General features: G+C 71.7%; 15 protein-coding genes. 12 read left to right on the top strand and 3 right to left on the bottom strand.

Translation table 11 applies throughout. The annotated features are described in order from the left end of the window. Positions 1-5 precede the first annotated feature (5 nt). The 7 genes from ACVDFE_RS35285 (at position 6) to ACVDFE_RS35255 (ending at position 7087) form a co-directional block, all read left to right on the top strand. On the top strand, positions 6-716 hold the full coding sequence (locus ACVDFE_RS35285; RefSeq protein ID WP_360402102.1) for a transglutaminase-like domain-containing protein: 711 nt from the start codon (positions 6-8) through the stop codon (positions 714-716). Then, entirely contained in the window at positions 713-1471 is a 759-nt protein-coding gene (locus tag ACVDFE_RS35280; protein ID WP_360402099.1) for a glycosyltransferase, read from the top strand. The genes ACVDFE_RS35285 and ACVDFE_RS35280 overlap by 4 nt, the downstream gene beginning before the upstream one ends. Further along, a complete protein-coding gene (locus tag ACVDFE_RS35275) occupies positions 1468-2814 on the top strand; it encodes a glycosyltransferase family 4 protein (RefSeq protein ID WP_458433510.1) in 1347 nt (448 codons plus the stop codon). Before ACVDFE_RS35280 ends, ACVDFE_RS35275 begins: the two co-directional genes overlap by 4 nt. Then, entirely contained in the window at positions 2798-4114 is a 1317-nt protein-coding gene (locus ACVDFE_RS35270) for a glycosyltransferase 87 family protein (RefSeq protein ID WP_458433509.1), read from the top strand. Before ACVDFE_RS35275 ends, ACVDFE_RS35270 begins: the two co-directional genes overlap by 17 nt. Positions 4115-4512: 398 nt before the next feature. After that, the gene (locus ACVDFE_RS35265) at positions 4513-5316 is read left to right on the top strand and encodes an alpha/beta fold hydrolase (RefSeq protein WP_360402050.1); all 804 of its coding nucleotides are present in this window, start codon (positions 4513-4515) and stop codon (positions 5314-5316) included. Next, a complete protein-coding gene (locus ACVDFE_RS35260; protein WP_458434449.1) occupies positions 5316-6734 on the top strand; it encodes a PP2C family protein-serine/threonine phosphatase in 1419 nt (472 codons plus the stop codon). The genes ACVDFE_RS35265 and ACVDFE_RS35260 overlap by 1 nt, the downstream gene beginning before the upstream one ends. Continuing rightward, positions 6731-7087, top strand: a complete 357-nt coding sequence (locus ACVDFE_RS35255; RefSeq protein WP_360402047.1) for an STAS domain-containing protein — start codon at positions 6731-6733, stop codon at positions 7085-7087. The genes ACVDFE_RS35260 and ACVDFE_RS35255 overlap by 4 nt, the downstream gene beginning before the upstream one ends. 4 nt (positions 7088-7091) lie before the next feature. Here the strand turns inward: ACVDFE_RS35255 and ACVDFE_RS35250 are convergent, their stop codons facing one another. Both ACVDFE_RS35250 and ACVDFE_RS35245 read right to left on the bottom strand, forming a co-directional pair. Then, positions 7092-7508 carry an ATP-binding protein gene (locus ACVDFE_RS35250; RefSeq protein ID WP_360402044.1) on the bottom strand — a complete coding sequence of 139 codons (417 nt, stop codon included), beginning with the start codon at positions 7506-7508 and terminating at the stop codon, positions 7092-7094. Between the two features lie 153 nt (positions 7509-7661). Next, positions 7662-8870: a PP2C family protein-serine/threonine phosphatase gene (locus tag ACVDFE_RS35245; protein WP_458433508.1), complete on the bottom strand. Its 1209-nt coding sequence runs from the start codon at positions 8868-8870 to the stop codon at positions 7662-7664. Positions 8871-9050: 180 nt separating this feature from the next. Between ACVDFE_RS35245 and ACVDFE_RS35240 the strand changes: the two genes are divergently transcribed. After that, on the top strand, positions 9051-9977 hold the full coding sequence (locus ACVDFE_RS35240; protein WP_458433507.1) for an alpha/beta fold hydrolase: 927 nt from the start codon (positions 9051-9053) through the stop codon (positions 9975-9977). 312 nt (positions 9978-10289) lie between these two features. Here ACVDFE_RS35240 and ACVDFE_RS35235 read toward each other — a convergent pair whose 3' ends face one another. Next, positions 10290-11021 carry a D-Ala-D-Ala carboxypeptidase family metallohydrolase gene (locus ACVDFE_RS35235; protein ID WP_360402035.1) on the bottom strand — a complete coding sequence of 244 codons (732 nt, stop codon included), beginning with the start codon at positions 11019-11021 and terminating at the stop codon, positions 10290-10292. 299 nt (positions 11022-11320) lie between these two features. Between ACVDFE_RS35235 and ACVDFE_RS35230 the strand changes: the two genes are divergently transcribed. The 4 genes from ACVDFE_RS35230 (at position 11321) to ACVDFE_RS35215 (ending at position 14765) form a co-directional block, all read left to right on the top strand. Continuing rightward, positions 11321-12148, top strand: a complete 828-nt coding sequence (locus ACVDFE_RS35230; RefSeq protein ID WP_458433506.1) for a CPBP family intramembrane glutamic endopeptidase — start codon at positions 11321-11323, stop codon at positions 12146-12148. After that, entirely contained in the window at positions 12145-13290 is a 1146-nt protein-coding gene (locus ACVDFE_RS35225; protein WP_360402029.1) for a sensor histidine kinase, read from the top strand. Before ACVDFE_RS35230 ends, ACVDFE_RS35225 begins: the two co-directional genes overlap by 4 nt. After that, the gene (locus tag ACVDFE_RS35220) at positions 13287-13934 is read left to right on the top strand and encodes a response regulator transcription factor (RefSeq protein WP_360402026.1); all 648 of its coding nucleotides are present in this window, start codon (positions 13287-13289) and stop codon (positions 13932-13934) included. Before ACVDFE_RS35225 ends, ACVDFE_RS35220 begins: the two co-directional genes overlap by 4 nt. Before the next feature lie 174 nt (positions 13935-14108). Then, complete coding sequence (locus ACVDFE_RS35215) at positions 14109-14765, top strand: lytic polysaccharide monooxygenase auxiliary activity family 9 protein (protein ID WP_360402023.1); 657 nt, start codon at positions 14109-14111, stop codon at positions 14763-14765. The last annotated feature ends 14 nt before the right edge of the window (positions 14766-14779 follow it).

The raw sequence follows: 14779 nt of genomic DNA, 5'->3' as shown, positions 1-14779 counted from the left end.
CGAAGATGTCTGTGCAAGCGGCCAACACCGGCCTGCTCCACCCGAACCTGGCCGTCACCGAGTTCCTCGACCACGACAGCGACGTCGTCCGCGACTTCGTGCACGGGGTGCTGCCCGGCGGTGGCGAGGGCATGACCGACGTCGAACGGGCCTGCGCCCTCTACTACGCGGTGCGCGACGGCATCCACTACGAGGTCTACGGCGCCGACCTGACCCGTGACGGCCTCAAGGCGAGCGCGATCATCCAGCGCGGCACGGGTTTCTGCGTCCACAAGTCCATCGTGTACGCCGCTGCCGTGCGGTCCGTGGGCATCCCGAGCCGCCTCTACTACGGCGACGTGCGCAACCACCTCGCGTCACCGCAGCTGGAAGAGCTGATGGGCGGCAACGTCTTCACCTACCACAGCCTCGCCACCGTCTTCCTCGACGGCAGGTGGGTGCGCGCCACCCCGGTGTTCAACAAGATGCTGTGCAAGCTCTACCGGATCAAGCCGCTGGAGTTCGACGGCCGCACCGACAGCATGTACCACCCGTACGACGAGAACGGCCGCCGGCACATGGAGTTCCTGCGCGAGCACGGCGAGTTCGACGACTTCCCGTACGACGTGGTGGTCGACGGCATCCGGGCCAACCACCCGAAGCTGTTCGCCTCCCGGCACACGACCGCGCGCGGCTCGCTGGTCGCCGACGCGGCCGCTCAAGGGGACCGGTCATGACAGCGCCCCCGGTGGTCCTGCCCCGGCAGCGCGCCGCCCACGACCCCCGGCTGCGCTCCACAGTGGACCTGGAGCTGGTGGTGCCCGCGTTCAACGAGGCAGGCCGGTTGCCCGCTACGCTCGCCGTGCTGACCGAGTTCCTGGCGGACCGGCCGTGGCGGTCGCGGGTCGTGGTGGTGGACAACGGCAGCACCGACGGCACCGCCACCGCCGTCGCCGGTCATCCCGACGTGGTGGTCATCGGCTGTGCCCGCCCCGGCAAGGGCGCGGCCGTGCGCCGCGGCCTGGAGAGCAGCACGTCCCGGTTCGTCGGTTTCCTCGACGCGGACCTGTCCACCCCGGTGCGGACGCTGACCCGCGCGGTGGCGGAGCTGGAAGCGGGCGCGGCGGCGGCGATCGGGTCCCGGCACGCTCCCGGTGCCGAGCTGGTGATCCCGCAGCCGTTGAGCCGCAGGGTCGGCGGCGCGGTGTTCCGCGCGCTGGCCCGCCGCCTGGTGCCCGAGGTGCACGACACCCAGTGCGGGTTCAAGCTCTTCGAACGGGTGGCCGTGCAGCGGGCGCTGGCGGGGTGCCAGGTCGACGGGTTCGCGTTCGACGTGGAGCTGCTGCGGCGCATCCGGCTGGCCGGGGGGCGCATCGCCGAGGTGCCCGTGGCCTGGACCGACGACCAGCGGTCCACCTTCCGCCCCCTGCACGACGGCCGTGCGGCGTTCGCGGACCTGGTGCGCCTGTACCGGGCGAAGGCGGCGCTATGAGCACCCGGCGACAGGTGCTCGTGGTGTCCGGCTACGACCCGGCGGCGGAGGGCGAGCGGTACGTGCGCGAGGTCGTGCGGCGCTGGGCCGCCGGCGGAACGCGGGTCACGCTGGCGGTGACCGGCACGCCCGCCCACGAGGCCGTCACGGGGGTGGCGGTCCGGCGCTTCGCGCGGCCGGCCTCGCTGGTGGTGTGGGTGCTGCGGCACGCACACCGCTTCGACGCGGTGGTGGACGCGACCGACGGCGCGGTGGCCACGGCATGGCTGGCCGGGCGCGGTCGCATCCCCGTCGTGCGGCTGGAGCTGGGGTCGCACCGCGGTGGGCGCAAGCGGCTGCCGGTGCCGGTGCGCCTGGCGCGGTGGGCCGGCGACCGTCGCACAACGGTCGTGCTGTCCCCGTCGAAGCGCCACGAACTGCGGTGCCGCGTGGGTCTGCGCGGCCCCGTGCTCGTCGCACCGCCCGGTGCCGCGCCCGCGACCGGCAGCGGTGAGCGCGCCGACCACCCCGTGGTGGTGGCGCCCGCGCCCGAACGTCACCTGGACGCGCTGCTGCGGGGTCTTCCGCTCGTGCTGGCGCAGCACCCGCGGCTGCGGGTGGAGGTCCTCGGCGACGGGCCGGAACTGCCCAGGTTGGTGCGCATCGCGCACGACTTCGACGTCGCGCACGCGGTCGAGTTCCGCGGCCGGGTGTCCGCCGACGAGCGGGTGGCGGCGCTGCGCCGGGCGTGGCTGTTCGTCTCCGCGGCGGCCGGCGAACTGCCCGCGCAGGCGGTTCTGCAGGCCGCCGCCCACGGCGTGCCGTGCGTGGCACTCGACGCCGTCGGCGCCCGTGACTTCGTGCGGGTCGGCGAGGTCGTCGGCTCGCCGGACGACCTCGCCCCCGCCGTCGCACGTCACCTCGCCCCGCAGGCGGACCCGCGGCACGCGCAGGAGCTCGCCCGGCGCTGCCGCGACTGGGCCGGCGGCTTCCGGTGGGACCGCACCGCCGGGCTGCTGGCCGCCGCGGTGGAGCACGAGGTGCGCGCGACCCGCCGCGACGGTCCACGCCGCCGTGCCCGGTTCGACATCGCCACCGTGGTGCGGCTGCCGGCGGGTGCCCGCGTGCCCGCGGGCGCGCTGCGCGTGACCGACGAGGTCGTCGAGGCCGGTGGGTCGGTCAGCCTCCTGCTCAACGGCTGCGACGAGTTCGACGCGGTCGGCGTCCTGGACCGCCTCGGGATCGAGGGAGCGCGCGTGCGGCTGGCCACCCACGACGACCTGATGCTCGGCCCCCGCCCAGATGCTCCGCCCCCGGCCACCGAACCCACGAGGAAGGTCGACGACCGTGTCCACTCGCGCTGACACCAGGACCAGGGTGCTCACCTGGTCCGCGGTTGCCATCACAGCGTTCGCCCTGGCGTTGATCGCCCAGGTCCTCTACACCCGTGACGCGCACTGGGGTGTGCGCTACATGGCCGACCTGTGGGTCTACATCGCCAGCGGGCAGGCGGTGCGCGACGGCCAGTCCCTGTACGACGTGGTGATCATGTCACCCCTGTACGGGCCGATGCCGTACCTGTACCCGCCGCTGACCGCCGTGCTGTTCTTCGTCCCCTTGACCTTCCTGTCGTTCGGCACCGCCGGGCTGCTGTGGAACGCCGCGACGTTGATCGCGCTGGGCGCGATCGTGTGGATCACCCTCGGCGTCGCCGACGTCCGCGCCCCCAGGACGCGCCTGGTGCTGACCGTCGTCGGCCTCGCCCTGGTGTTCTGCCTGCTGCCGACCCGCATCCACCTGATCTTCGGCCAGATCAACGCGTTCCTGGTGCTGCTGGTGCTGCTGGACTTCCGCCGCGACGCGGGCCGGTGGCGCGGCGTGGGCATCGGCGTGGCGGCCGGGCTGAAGGTGACGCCGCTGATCTTCATCGCCTACCTGCTGGTCACGGGCCAGTGGAAGGCGGCGCGGACGGCGGTGCTGGCGTTCGCGGGCACGGTCGCGGCGGGCTTCGCGGTGGCACCGGCCGACTCCCTGGAGTACTGGGGCGGCCTGGTGTTCCAGTCGTCGCGGGCGGGCGCCGTGTTCAGCACCCCCAACCAGTCACTGGCCGCGGCCATGGCCAGGGTGTCGCTCAGCGAGGTGTTCGCCGGCTGGTGGATCGTCGTGCTGGCCCTGGTCGGTGTGCTGGGACTCGCGGTGGCCAGGTATGTCCACCACCGGGGCTCCGACTTCCTGGGCTTCTGCGCCGCGGCGCTCACCGGGCTGCTGGTGTCGCCGGTGAGCTGGGAGCACCACTGGGTGTACGTGGTCCCCCTGCTGGTGTGGCTGGTGGTGCGGGCCTGGCAACGGCGCTCGGCCGGCCTGTCCGCCGTGGCCGTGCTGCTCGTGGCGGTGTTCACGCTGCGGGTGTTCTGGTGGGTGGGCGTGCCGGAGTTCCCGGCGAAGCCGATGGACATGACCGCGGGCCAGCAGTTGGCCTCCTCGATGATGCCGGTCGCCGCACTGCTGCTGCTCCTGCTCGGGCCGCTGTGGGTCCGCCGGGAGTTCCGCGCTGCCTCGCAGGTCCGGTTGGGCAGCGGGGCCGGGGAACGCCGCGCGGGCCGGCCGGCACCGGTCGGTGTCGGGGCCGGCTCGGTCAGCGAACCGGAGGTGCGGTCGTCCTGATCTCGCGCCGGTGGCCGGTGGTCGACCCGCTCACGGGAACGATGCTCGGGCTGACACACGAGAAGGCTGCGAACCAGCAGCCTTCTCGTGTGTGCAGTGCTGCCGTACGCCACGAGGAGAACATGAGTGCGGAGCAGATCGCCGACGAGGCACTGACCCACCGCCCTGTCGAGCTTTGATCACGGGGTACTGCGGTCCCGGCAGTCCATGGCGCACATGGTTCGGACCCCGCTGGCTGCGCAGTTGCCGGGGTGACCGGCCAGACCCGGCCGGTGCTGGAACCGCTCCCACCACCGGCCCGCACGGACGGTCGCCGAGGTGCGGCGGCACGGTCGGTGGAGGTGCGGATGCCGCCAAGCCTTACCCTGATCAGCTTGAACAGGTCCGAGGGAGAAGCGATGGACATCCGTCACCGGAACAACGTCACGGTCACCGGCGCGACCGGCGGCCCGACCGTGGTGCTGGCGCACGGCTTCGGCTGCGACCAGAACATGTGGCGGCTGATCGTCCCCGCGCTGTCGCAGCGGTACCGGGTGGTGTTGTTCGACTACGTGGGGTCGGGTGGCTCGGACCTGTCGGCGTGGAGCACCGAGCGGTATTCGAGCCTGGAGGGGTACGCCCAGGACGTCGTGGACGTCTGCGACGAGCTCGAGATCGAGCAGGCGGTGCTGGTGGGGCATTCGGTCAGCGCCATGGTCGGGGTGCTGGCCGCGCGGATGGCGCCGCGGCGGATCGGGTCGCTGGTGATGGTGGCGCCCTCGCCCTGCTACATCGACGACGCCGGCTACCGCGGTGGGTTCACCGCCGAGGACATCGACGAGCTGCTGGTCTCGCTGGAGTCGAACTACCTGGGCTGGTCCTCGGCGATGGCGCCGGTGATCATGGGCAACCCGGAGCGGCCGGAGCTCGGGCAGGAGCTCACCAACAGCTTCTGCGCCACCGATCCCGACATCGCCAGGGTGTTCGCCCGCACCACGTTCCTGACCGACAGCCGTGCCGACCTGGCCGGTGTCGCGGTGCCCACGCTGGTGCTGGAGTGCGCTGAGGACGTCATCGCGCCCCGTGAGGTCGGTGCGTTCGTCCACGCCGCCATCCCGTCCTCGCGCCTGGTCACCCTCGACGCCACCGGGCACTGCCCGCAGCTGAGCGCGCCCGAGGCCACCGCAGAGGCGATCCTGGACTTCCTCGGGACCCGCCCGTGATGTGCCGCGCGGACGGCGCGTCCGCCGAGGACGCGCCGGAGCCCGCCCACACCGGGAGCGGTGTGGACCCGGGTCAGACCGGCAGCACGGACGCGGCGTTCACCGCTCTGCTGGAGGACAGCGCGGAGGACCTGTACGACGCGGCGCCCTGCGGCTACCTGTCCACGATGATGGACGGCACCATCGCGAAGATCAACGCCACGTTGCTGGACTGGCTGGGCCTGACCCGTGAGGCCGTGGTCGGCCGGAAGCGGTTCGCCGACCTGCTCACCGTCGGCGGCAAGCTGTACCACGAGACGCACTTCGCGCCGTTGCTGCGCATGCAGGGCGAGCTGCGGGGCATCGCCCTGGAGATGAAGGCGTCCGGTGGCAGGCGGTTGCCGGTGCTGGTCTCGTCGACGCTCAAGCGCGGTGACGGGGGAGAGCCGCTGCTGATCCGCACCACGGTGTTCGACGCCTCCGACCGCCGGGCCTACGAAGAGGAGCTCCTGCGTCGCCGGCAGGAAGCCGAACGGGCCTACGCCGCGGCCGAGCAGGCCCGGCTGCAGGCCGAGGCCGACCGGGAACGACTGGCCGCGACGCTGGCGGTGCTGCAGCAGACCCTGCTGCCGCCGTCACTGCCGGCGGTGCCCGGCGTGGAGCTGGCCGGGCACTACCACACCGCTTCTCCCGACCAGCTCGGCGGAGACTTCTACGACGTCTTCCCGCTGACGGACGACACGTGGGGTTTCTTCCTGGGCGACGTGTGCGGCAAGGGTGTCGAGGCCGCGGCGCTGACCTCGCTGAGCCGCTACACCCTGCGGGCCGCCGCGCACCACGACCCCGACGACCCCGTCGCGGTGCTCAGCGCCCTCAACACGGCCCTGCTGCACGACCCGAGCGTGGGCATCCGGTTCTGCACCGTCCTGTACGGCACCCTCCGCCCGGCCCACGACGGTGGCGTGACCGTGCGGCTGGCAGGCGGCGGGCATCCTCCGGCGTTCCACCTCTCGGCAGGTGACGACGGCGGTGGCGACAGGGGGGTGCGGCCGGTCGAGTTGCCGGGAGCGATGCTGGTCGGCGCGCTGTCCGGTGCGCGTTTCGTCACGACCACCGTCGACCTCGAACCGGGTCAGGCCCTGCTGCTCTACACCGACGGCCTGACCGAGGCCCGGGACGCCGACGACCAGTTGCTCGACACCGAGGGTGTCGCCGCGATGCTGGCGGCGCGCACCGGCCCCTGCACCGCGGCTGCTGTCGTGGCCGACACCGTCGCCTTCCTCGCCGGACTGCCCAACGGCACCGATGACGACGTCGCTCTGCTCGCCCTCGGTGCCCCCGGTGCCGGCGCGGCGACCGCCGGGTCGTCCACCGCCGCCGTGCCGGTCACCGCGTCCGAGCCGAACCAGGTGCCGATCGGGAGCACCGACCGTCCATGACCAGAGCTTTCCGCCTCGAAGTGCGGCACGCCGGTGCCGGCCACGCCCTGATCGCCGTCAGCGGCGAGCTGGACCCGCTCACCGCACCCCGGCTCCGCGAGCGAGGTCTGTCCCTGCTCGCTGAGGGAACTCCGCACCTGCTGCTCGACATGTCGGAAGTCGACTTCTGCGACTCGTCGGGCCTGAGCGTCGTCATCGCGCTGTGGGCGCAGGCGAACGCCAGTGGCGGCAGCCTGGCGCTGGCCGCCGTTCCGGACCGCCTCAGCCGCCTGCTGCGCATGACGGCGACCGACACCCTCATCCCCGTCCGGCACGCCGACGACTTCGGCAGGTCCGAGCCGGAACCGAGCTGACGCCTCAGTTCTGCGCCGCGCGGCAGCTCAGCTCCGCCCACACGACCTTGCTCGTCGTGGTCACGACGCATCCCCACCCGCGGGACAGCTGCGTCACCAGGAGCAAGCCGCGGCCCCGGTCCTCGCCCAGCCGGGAGGAGCCAAGCCGGGGGAGGGTCGTCCGGTCGCCGTCCTCGACGTCGATGTGCAGTGTGGAGTCCGGCAGCTGGCACACGCGCAAGCCGATCGGCGGCCGGCCGTGGTCGTAGGCGTTGCTGACCAGCTCCGTGACGAGCAGCTCGGCGTCCTCCACGCAGTCGGTTTCCAGGTGCGACAGTGCCTTCCGCAACGAGCGCCGCAGCTCGCCCAGCGGCGGTGTCGCGACTCCCGGCAGGTCCACGTCCAAGATCAGCTCTGGATGCCCGTCGGAAGCGCCTGTCATGGGTTCTCCCGGGAGGTGCGGTGTGCACGGGCGTCCCTCCGGTGTACCCGATCGGGGCACGTCAAAATCACCGCTGTCAGTTCGCCGGGAGACCGGGGCGCGACACCCGGCGACGGCTGCGACACCGCACGCCTCGGTGCACGCCCGGCCGGCTCAGGTGCCGTGGCGCACCGCCACCACCGCGATGTCGTCGGTCGCTGGCTGGTCGCCGACCATCGTGGCCATGGCCTGTGCGCACGCCGCTTCCGGGTCGACCGCGGAGATGACGCGGCACAGCCGCTCCAGGCCGTCGTCGAGGTCCTCACCCCGGCGTTCGACGAGACCGTCGGTGTAGAAGATCATCAAGGCTCCCGGCGGCACCTCGACGTCGATGCTGCGCCGGCCTGTGCTCCCGAGGTCGAACCCGATGGGCGGGCCGATGTGGGCGGGCAGGAAGCAGGTCTCGTGACCGGGCGTCGCGAGGAGCGGAGGCAGGTGGCCGGCCACGGCGATGCGCATGTGTTCGGTCGCCGTGTCGATGACGGCGTAGGCGGCGGTGGCCATGGTGCCGGTCTCGAAGTGGCTGGCTTTGCGGTCGAGCTTGCCGAGCACGTCCGCGGGGTCGGGGTAGTCCATCGCATACGCGCGCAACGCGCTCCTGAGCCGCCCCATCACGACGGCGGCCCGCAGCCCGTTGCCGGCGACGTCGCCGATCACCACGCCGATGCGCGCGCCGGGCAGCTCGAACACGTCGTACCAGTCGCCGCTGACACCGCTGTCCGTGCCGGGGACGTAGCGGGCCGCCAGCTCCCAGCCCTCGGTGCTCGGCAGCCTCGACGGCAGCAGGCTCTCCTGCAGCATCGCGGCCGCGGCGCGTTCGGAGCGGGTCCGGTCCACGTAGACCCCGACGGCGAGCCGGTCGGCCACCAGCTGCAGCGCCTCGACCTCCTCGCCGGTGAACCGGCGGGGCGTGGTGCTGCCGACGTGCACGACGCCGGTCAGCTCGCCCTCGGCGATCATCGGCACGCCCAGCAGCGCCCGCAGCCCGTGCTCCCACAGCAGCGGGTTGACCACCGTCGACTCGTCGACGCGGTGGAGCTGAACAGGTTCCCGGCGCTGCGCCACGGCGCCGGCGAAACCCTTGCCGACCGGCACGCGCACCCCCTGGAACACTTCCTCCTCGAAGCCGGACGTGGCCCTGGCGACCAGCTGCGTGCCGCTGCGGTCCACCAGCAGGACGGTGACGGTGTCGACGGCGAGCAGCTCACGGGTGCGCTCCAGCAGGACCTCCATGAGCTTGTCGAGGTCGAGCTGTTTGAGAGGCGGGTCCGTGACCGCGTTGAGCGCTCGCAGCCGGATCAGCGGAACTCCGACCTCTGCCATCGTGCCTCCCATCGAGGCGGGTGCCTGCGCGACATTATGTCGTGCGTTCACCGCCTTTTCACGGCCGGCCGCGCCTGTGACCAGCCGAACGGTCCACGAGCACGGCCCGCGGGCGTCACCGCCGGGTTCACGGTGACCGCTTGAGCTGCGGTCGTCCGGTTCGTTGGGCAGCATGGCTGCATGACCCAGCGCAGTTCCACGCCAGCGCAAGGCGCTTCTCCGCTGACCGCCGACGCGAACGCGACAGCTCACCGCTTCGTCGACGTCGGGGGAATGCAGGTCTTCTACCGCGAAGCAGGCCCGAGTGACGCGCCTGTGCTGTTGCTCCCGCACGGCTATCCGTGTTCGTCGTACCAGTACCGGCGGCTCATGCCGGCACTGGCGGACCGGTGGCGCCTGGTGGCCCCGGACTACCCCGGCTTCGGCCTGAGCGACACGCCACCGGCTGATGCCTTCGGCTTCGACTTCGACGCTTACGCGGGCTTCCTCGAAGCCTTCTGCGATGAGCTGGGCCTTGACCGGTATGCCCTGTACCTGCACGACTACGGTTCGCAGATCGGCCTGCGGCTGGCCATCCGGCGTCCTGACCGCGTGACCGCCCTCATCATCCAGAACGGCGACATCTACGAGGACACGCTCGGACCCAAGTACGAGCAACTCCGGGAGTACTGGCGCGATCCGTCGGACAGCAACCGCGCGGCGCTCGAAGAAGCGGTGTGCGAAGAGGGTTTCCGCGACGAGTTCGTCGGCGAGGTTCCTGCTGACCAGGCCGCGCGGATACCACCGGAACTGTGGAAGCTCCACTGGCCGTTGATGAACACGCCGCAGCGGCGGGACATCATGCGGAAGCTGATGGAGGGCTTGAAGGACAACCTTGAATGGTTTCCGCGTTATCAGGCCTATTTGCGCGAACACCAGCCGCGGACGCTCATCGTCTGGGGGCCGAAGGACGGCTACATGCCCGAGGAATCCGCACGCGCCTACCTGCGCGACATCCCGGAGGCGGAGCTGGTGCTCACGGACGGCGGCCATTGGCTGCTCGAGACGCATTTCGAGCAGGTCGTCCCGGTGATCCGCCGCTTCCTGTGCCGTCTCGACGCGGTGTGACGGGGGACCGTTTCCGCGCGTGCGGGTCGGTGTCCGGTCACAGCTCGGCGCGGTGCCGCACCTCGTCGATCGTGGTCACCACCAGGCTGGTGGGCGCGACGGTGCGGATGCGGCGCCGCGGTTGGTGAGAAAGGTACTCGTCGTGAGCAAATCACACGTACTGGATCAGGGGGTATCGCTGTCCGTGACCACCGCTCTCACTGTGTGGTGCATGATCAGGACTGCCGTCGGGCACCACGGCGCGTGAAGGCGGTGGTGATGACGGCCGGTCGCGTGGTGATCAGCTCGCTGACCACCACGCGACCGGGAGGATCAGATACCGCAGCTCGGTGCGGACCAGAAGCGGCTCGACTTGTGCGCGACGTGCACGTGGTCGTTGTGGCCGGTGTAGCCGGGGCCGAGGATCTCGTTGAAGCCGTGGTTGCGGGCCTGCTTGGCGAGGGCGCAGAAGCCCTGCGGGCCGGCGCCGAGGTCCACGGCGTCGCCGTAGAGGTGGCGGCTGCCCGAGGCGCCGCCGACGGCGTTGTTGCAGGAGACGCTGCGGAAGCCGCCGTTCACGTCGATGGGGCGGTCGCCCATGGCGTGGCGCATGGCCTGCAGCTTCCACATGGAGACCAGGGCGTTGGCCTTGGCGGTGGCAGCGGAGACGTTGCCGCCGGCCCAGGTGGAGTTGCAGTTGTTGAGCTCGTCGTAGGTGAAGTTGACCGGCGTGCAGTCGTTGTCCTGCAGGGCGTAGATCTTCGAGAAGGTGGCCGCGCCGGCGATGCCGTCGGCGCCGAGGCCGTAGGCCTGCTGGAAGCGGGTGACGGCGGCCTTGGTGGCGGGACCGAACTGGCCGTCGATGCCGAGCACGGCGCCGTAGCCGGGGTAGCCGGCGACCCTGATCTGCAGCTGGCGGACGTCCTCGCCCGACGCGCCCTGCGACAGGGTGCGGTTCCAGGTGTAGCAGGCGTCGGCCGCCTCCACGGGGGCCGCGGCCGCGACGGCGGGGGTGACGGCGCCGAGGAGCAGTGCGAGCAGCGGTAAGACCAAACGGAGTTTCATGGCAAGCGCTACCTTTCGATCACAGGGAGTGCAGCCTGTCGAGGGCCTGTCCGGTTTGTCAACGACCAACGAAGTGAACTCTTAGTTGGGTCAGGAGGAACCGCCGGACGGGCGGCAGCGCGTGCCGACGGGTGGGGGCGCTGTGCCGGGACCGCGCAAAGGCTCCACTGTGGAGGGTTGTCCCCCGTGCGAGCTACCCGCGGATGTCCACTGCGTGGTGACGATTTGCGGGGCTCGGGTCCCTAGCGTTCCCGGTAGCCGCGGCACGACGGCCGCGGACGGCTGGTGAGGGACGGGACATGCGACTGTTGGTGCAGTTCGGGGCGGTGGCGCTGGTCGCTTTCGCCGGGAGCGCGGTGGTCGGGCTGGCGGGGTGGAACGCGCCGTTGACGCTGGTGCTCGGGCTGGTGGCGGCCGGGGTGGCGCTGTGGGTGTACGCGCTGGTGGTGCGGCGGACCGAACACCGGGTGGCGGACGAGGTCGCGCTCGCCGGGTCGGCGGGGGCGCTGGGCAGGGGAGTGGCGATCGGGCTCGGGATGTTCGGGGCGGTCATCCTGAACATCGCCCTGCTCGGCGGGTACGAGGTGCGCGGGTTCGGGTCCGCGTCGGGTGCGGTGGCGCTGCTGGGGTTCACGGCGGTCGCGGTGGTCGTGGAGGAGCTGCTGTTCCGCGGGGTGCTGTTCCGCATCGTCGAGCAGCGGCTCGGGACGTGGCTCTCGCTGGTGCTGACCGGGGTGGTGTTCGGGGCGGCGCACCTGTTCAACGAGCACGCCACCGTGTGGGGTGCGGTGGCCATCGCCGTGGAGGCCGGGTTCATGCTGGCCGCGGTCTACGCCGCCACGCGCACCCTGTGGGTGCCGATCGGGGTGCACTTCGGCTGGAACTACGCGCAGGGCGGCATCTTCAGCACCAGCGTCTCCGGCACGGACGCGCCGAAGGGGCTGCTGGACGGCGTCACGTCCGGGCCGTACCTGCTCAGCGGCGGTGACTTCGGGCCGGAGGCGAGTGCGTACTCGGTGCTGGGCGGGGTCGTGGTGACCGTCGTGTTCCTGTGGCTCGCGAAGCGGCGCGGGAACCTCGTGCCCCGTCGCCGGCGCGCGGTCACCGCGACTACGCTCGCCGCGTGATCAGCCTCCGCCGGGTCCCGGACCTGTGGCGCCGCTGGGACGTCACGGTCAGGGACGCCCCGCTGGCACTGGCGCTGGTGCTCGCCTCCTTCGTGCCCGCGCTGCACAACCGCGGCACGCACCTGGGTGACCTGCCGACCCGGCCGATGGACGCGCTGGCGCTGGTCGTGATCGCGGTGGAGTGCCTGCCGCTGGTCGTGCGCAGGCGGTGGCCGGTCATCTGCCTCGCGCTGGTGTGCGTGGGATTCGCCGCCGACCAGCTCCTCGGCTACCACGCCGTCGCCGGCACGGCGCTGCCGATCGCGCTGCTGAGCACCGGGCTGCATCTGCGCCGGTTCCGGCGCACCACAGCGGTTCTGGTGTCGGTGGCGTACGTGCCGCTGGCGGTCGCGCTCGACCGGGACGGGTCGCAGGAGGGCGTCGCCGGATTCGTCACGTTCTACCTGGCGCTCGCCCTGGCGTGGGGGATCGGGGCGTGGCTGCGGCTGGCGCAGGACGCGGAGGAGGAACGGCGGCGGCACGTCGCCGCCGAGACGCGGGTCGCGGAACGCACGCGGATCGCACGCGAGCTGCACGACGTGGTGACCCACCACGTGACGGCGATGGTGGTGCAGGCGGAGGCGGCGCGGTACCTGACCGCCGCCCCCGAACGGCTGGAGCAGGCGCTGACCGCGATCACGGACACCGGCCGCCGGTCGATCGCGGACCTGCGGCAGCTGCTGGAGCTGCTGAACCCGGACCACGGCGGGGACGTGCGGGCGCCGTCGGTGGGCGACCTGGGCGCGCTCGTCGAGCAGACCCGGCAGGCCGGGCAGCCGGTGGAGTTCGTCGAGGAGGGCGCACCGGTGGCGGGCAGCGCGAAGGTGGTGGCGTACCGGGTGGTGCAGGAGGCGTTGACCAACGCCCTGAAGCACGCGCACGGCAACCGGACGACGGTGCACGTGCGGCACGGTGAGAGCGAGGTCGTGGTGGAGGTCGGAACGGACGGCGCGGGGCCGGCCGCCGCGGCACCGGGTGGCAGCGGGCGGGGGCTCGCCGGGCTGCGGGACCGGGTCGGCGTGCTCGGCGGCGAGTTCAGCGCGGGCCGCAGGGACGGCGGTTTCGTGGTGACCGCACGGATTCCGGCGGTGGTCCGCCCGTGACGCGCGTGCTGGTCTGCGACGACCAGGCGTTGATCCGCACCGGGTTCGCGACGATCATCGACGCGCAGCCCGACCTCCAGGTGGTCGGCGAGTGCGGGGACGGGCGGGCCGCGGTCGACCTGACCGCGCGGCTGAACCCGGACGTGGTCGTGATGGACGTCCGGATGCCCGTGCTCGACGGCATCGAGGCGACCCGGCTGCTCGCGGGCGCCGGCGTGGCCGGCCCGGCCAGGGTGCTGGTGGTGACGACGTTCAACCTCGACGAGTACGTCTACGAGGCGCTGCGGGCCGGCGCCAGCGGGTTCCTGCTCAAGGACGCCCCGCCGGCGCAGCTGCTGCACGGCATCCGCACGGTCGCGGCCGGTGCGGCGCTGCTCGCGCCCGAGGTGACCCGCCAGCTCGTCGGCCGCTACGCCGAACGGATCCGGCCGGTCGGCGGGCCCCGGGAGGTCCCGCTGACCGCGCGCGAGCTCGAGGTGCTGCGGCTGATCGCGGACGGCCTGTCGAACAGCGAGATCGCCGGCGCGCTGGTGATCAGCCACGAGACGGTCAAGACGTACGTGTCGCGCATCCTCACCAAGCTCGACCTCCGCGACCGGGTGCAGGCCGTGGTCTACGCGTTCCGGCACGGCCTGGTGGCGTAGCGCCTTTCCCGGGTGACTTTTCCACCGCCATGACCTGCACCGAGTCCGCTAATCACTGATCATCACGTAGTGTTTCCTTGTGATTTCGCAGAGTCATCGGTACGGTAAATGCTCTGGGAGCGCTCCCAATCCGCCGCCGCTGTTGATCGACCACCGGTTAATGGAGGCTCATACATGCGTACGCGCAGCACCTCCGGTTCCGTCACCCGACGGCGGGGCGCCATCGTGCTCATCGGCGTGCTGATCAGCACGTTCCTGTGGGCCCCGTCGGCTCAGGCGCACGGAACCATCATCAGTCCGGCCACTCGCGCCTACCAGTGCTGGCAGGCGTGGGGCAGCCAGCACACCAACCCCGCGATGCAGCAGCAGGACCCCATGTGCTGGCAGGCCTTCCAGGCCAACGCCGACACCATGTGGAACTGGATGAGCGCGCTGCGGGACGGGCTCGGAGGCAACTTCCAGGGCGCCACCCCGAACGGGCAGCTGTGCAGCAACGGGTTGGCACGCAACAACTCGCTGAACGTGCCCGGCCGCTGGCGGACCACCAACGTGAGCAGCAACTTCACGATGCACCTGTACGACCAGGCGAGCCACGGCGCCGACTACTTCCGCGTCTACGTGAGCAAGAACGGGTTCGACCCGACCACGCAGAGCCTGGGTTGGGGCAACCTCGACTTCATCACGCAGACCGGCCGGTTCGCCCCGGCGAAGGACATCAAGTTCAACGTCTCGACCTCCGGCTACCGGGGTCACCACGTCGTCTTCACCATCTGGCAGGCGTCCCACCTCGACCAGGCCTACATGTGGTGCAGTGACGTGAACTTCGGCTAGTCCGCAGCAGCGGG

It is taken from the genome of Lentzea chajnantorensis, from assembly GCF_054300775.1.
This window is presented reverse-complemented; position numbering and strand designations above follow the sequence as displayed.

What these genes read in the sequence shown, in the direction of transcription:
- ACVDFE_RS35285 (WP_360402102.1), top strand. Translation starts at nt 6, where the DNA reads ATGTCTGTGCAAGCGGCCAACACCGGCCTGCTCCACCCGAACCTGGCC.
- ACVDFE_RS35280 (WP_360402099.1), top strand. Translation starts at nt 713, where the DNA reads ATGACAGCGCCCCCGGTGGTCCTGCCCCGGCAGCGCGCCGCCCACGAC.
- ACVDFE_RS35275 (WP_458433510.1), top strand. Translation starts at nt 1,468, where the DNA reads ATGAGCACCCGGCGACAGGTGCTCGTGGTGTCCGGCTACGACCCGGCG.
- ACVDFE_RS35265 (WP_360402050.1), top strand. Translation starts at nt 4,513, where the DNA reads ATGGACATCCGTCACCGGAACAACGTCACGGTCACCGGCGCGACCGGC.
- ACVDFE_RS35260 (WP_458434449.1), top strand. Translation starts at nt 5,316, where the DNA reads ATGTGCCGCGCGGACGGCGCGTCCGCCGAGGACGCGCCGGAGCCCGCC.
- ACVDFE_RS35255 (WP_360402047.1), top strand. Translation starts at nt 6,731, where the DNA reads ATGACCAGAGCTTTCCGCCTCGAAGTGCGGCACGCCGGTGCCGGCCAC.
- ACVDFE_RS35250 (WP_360402044.1), bottom strand. Translation starts at nt 7,508, where the DNA reads ATGACAGGCGCTTCCGACGGGCATCCAGAGCTGATCTTGGACGTGGAC.
- ACVDFE_RS35245 (WP_458433508.1), bottom strand. Translation starts at nt 8,870, where the DNA reads ATGGCAGAGGTCGGAGTTCCGCTGATCCGGCTGCGAGCGCTCAACGCG.
- ACVDFE_RS35240 (WP_458433507.1), top strand. Translation starts at nt 9,051, where the DNA reads ATGACCCAGCGCAGTTCCACGCCAGCGCAAGGCGCTTCTCCGCTGACC.
- ACVDFE_RS35235 (WP_360402035.1), bottom strand. Translation starts at nt 11,021, where the DNA reads ATGAAACTCCGTTTGGTCTTACCGCTGCTCGCACTGCTCCTCGGCGCC.
- ACVDFE_RS35230 (WP_458433506.1), top strand. Translation starts at nt 11,321, where the DNA reads ATGCGACTGTTGGTGCAGTTCGGGGCGGTGGCGCTGGTCGCTTTCGCC.
- ACVDFE_RS35215 (WP_360402023.1), top strand. Translation starts at nt 14,109, where the DNA reads ATGCGTACGCGCAGCACCTCCGGTTCCGTCACCCGACGGCGGGGCGCC.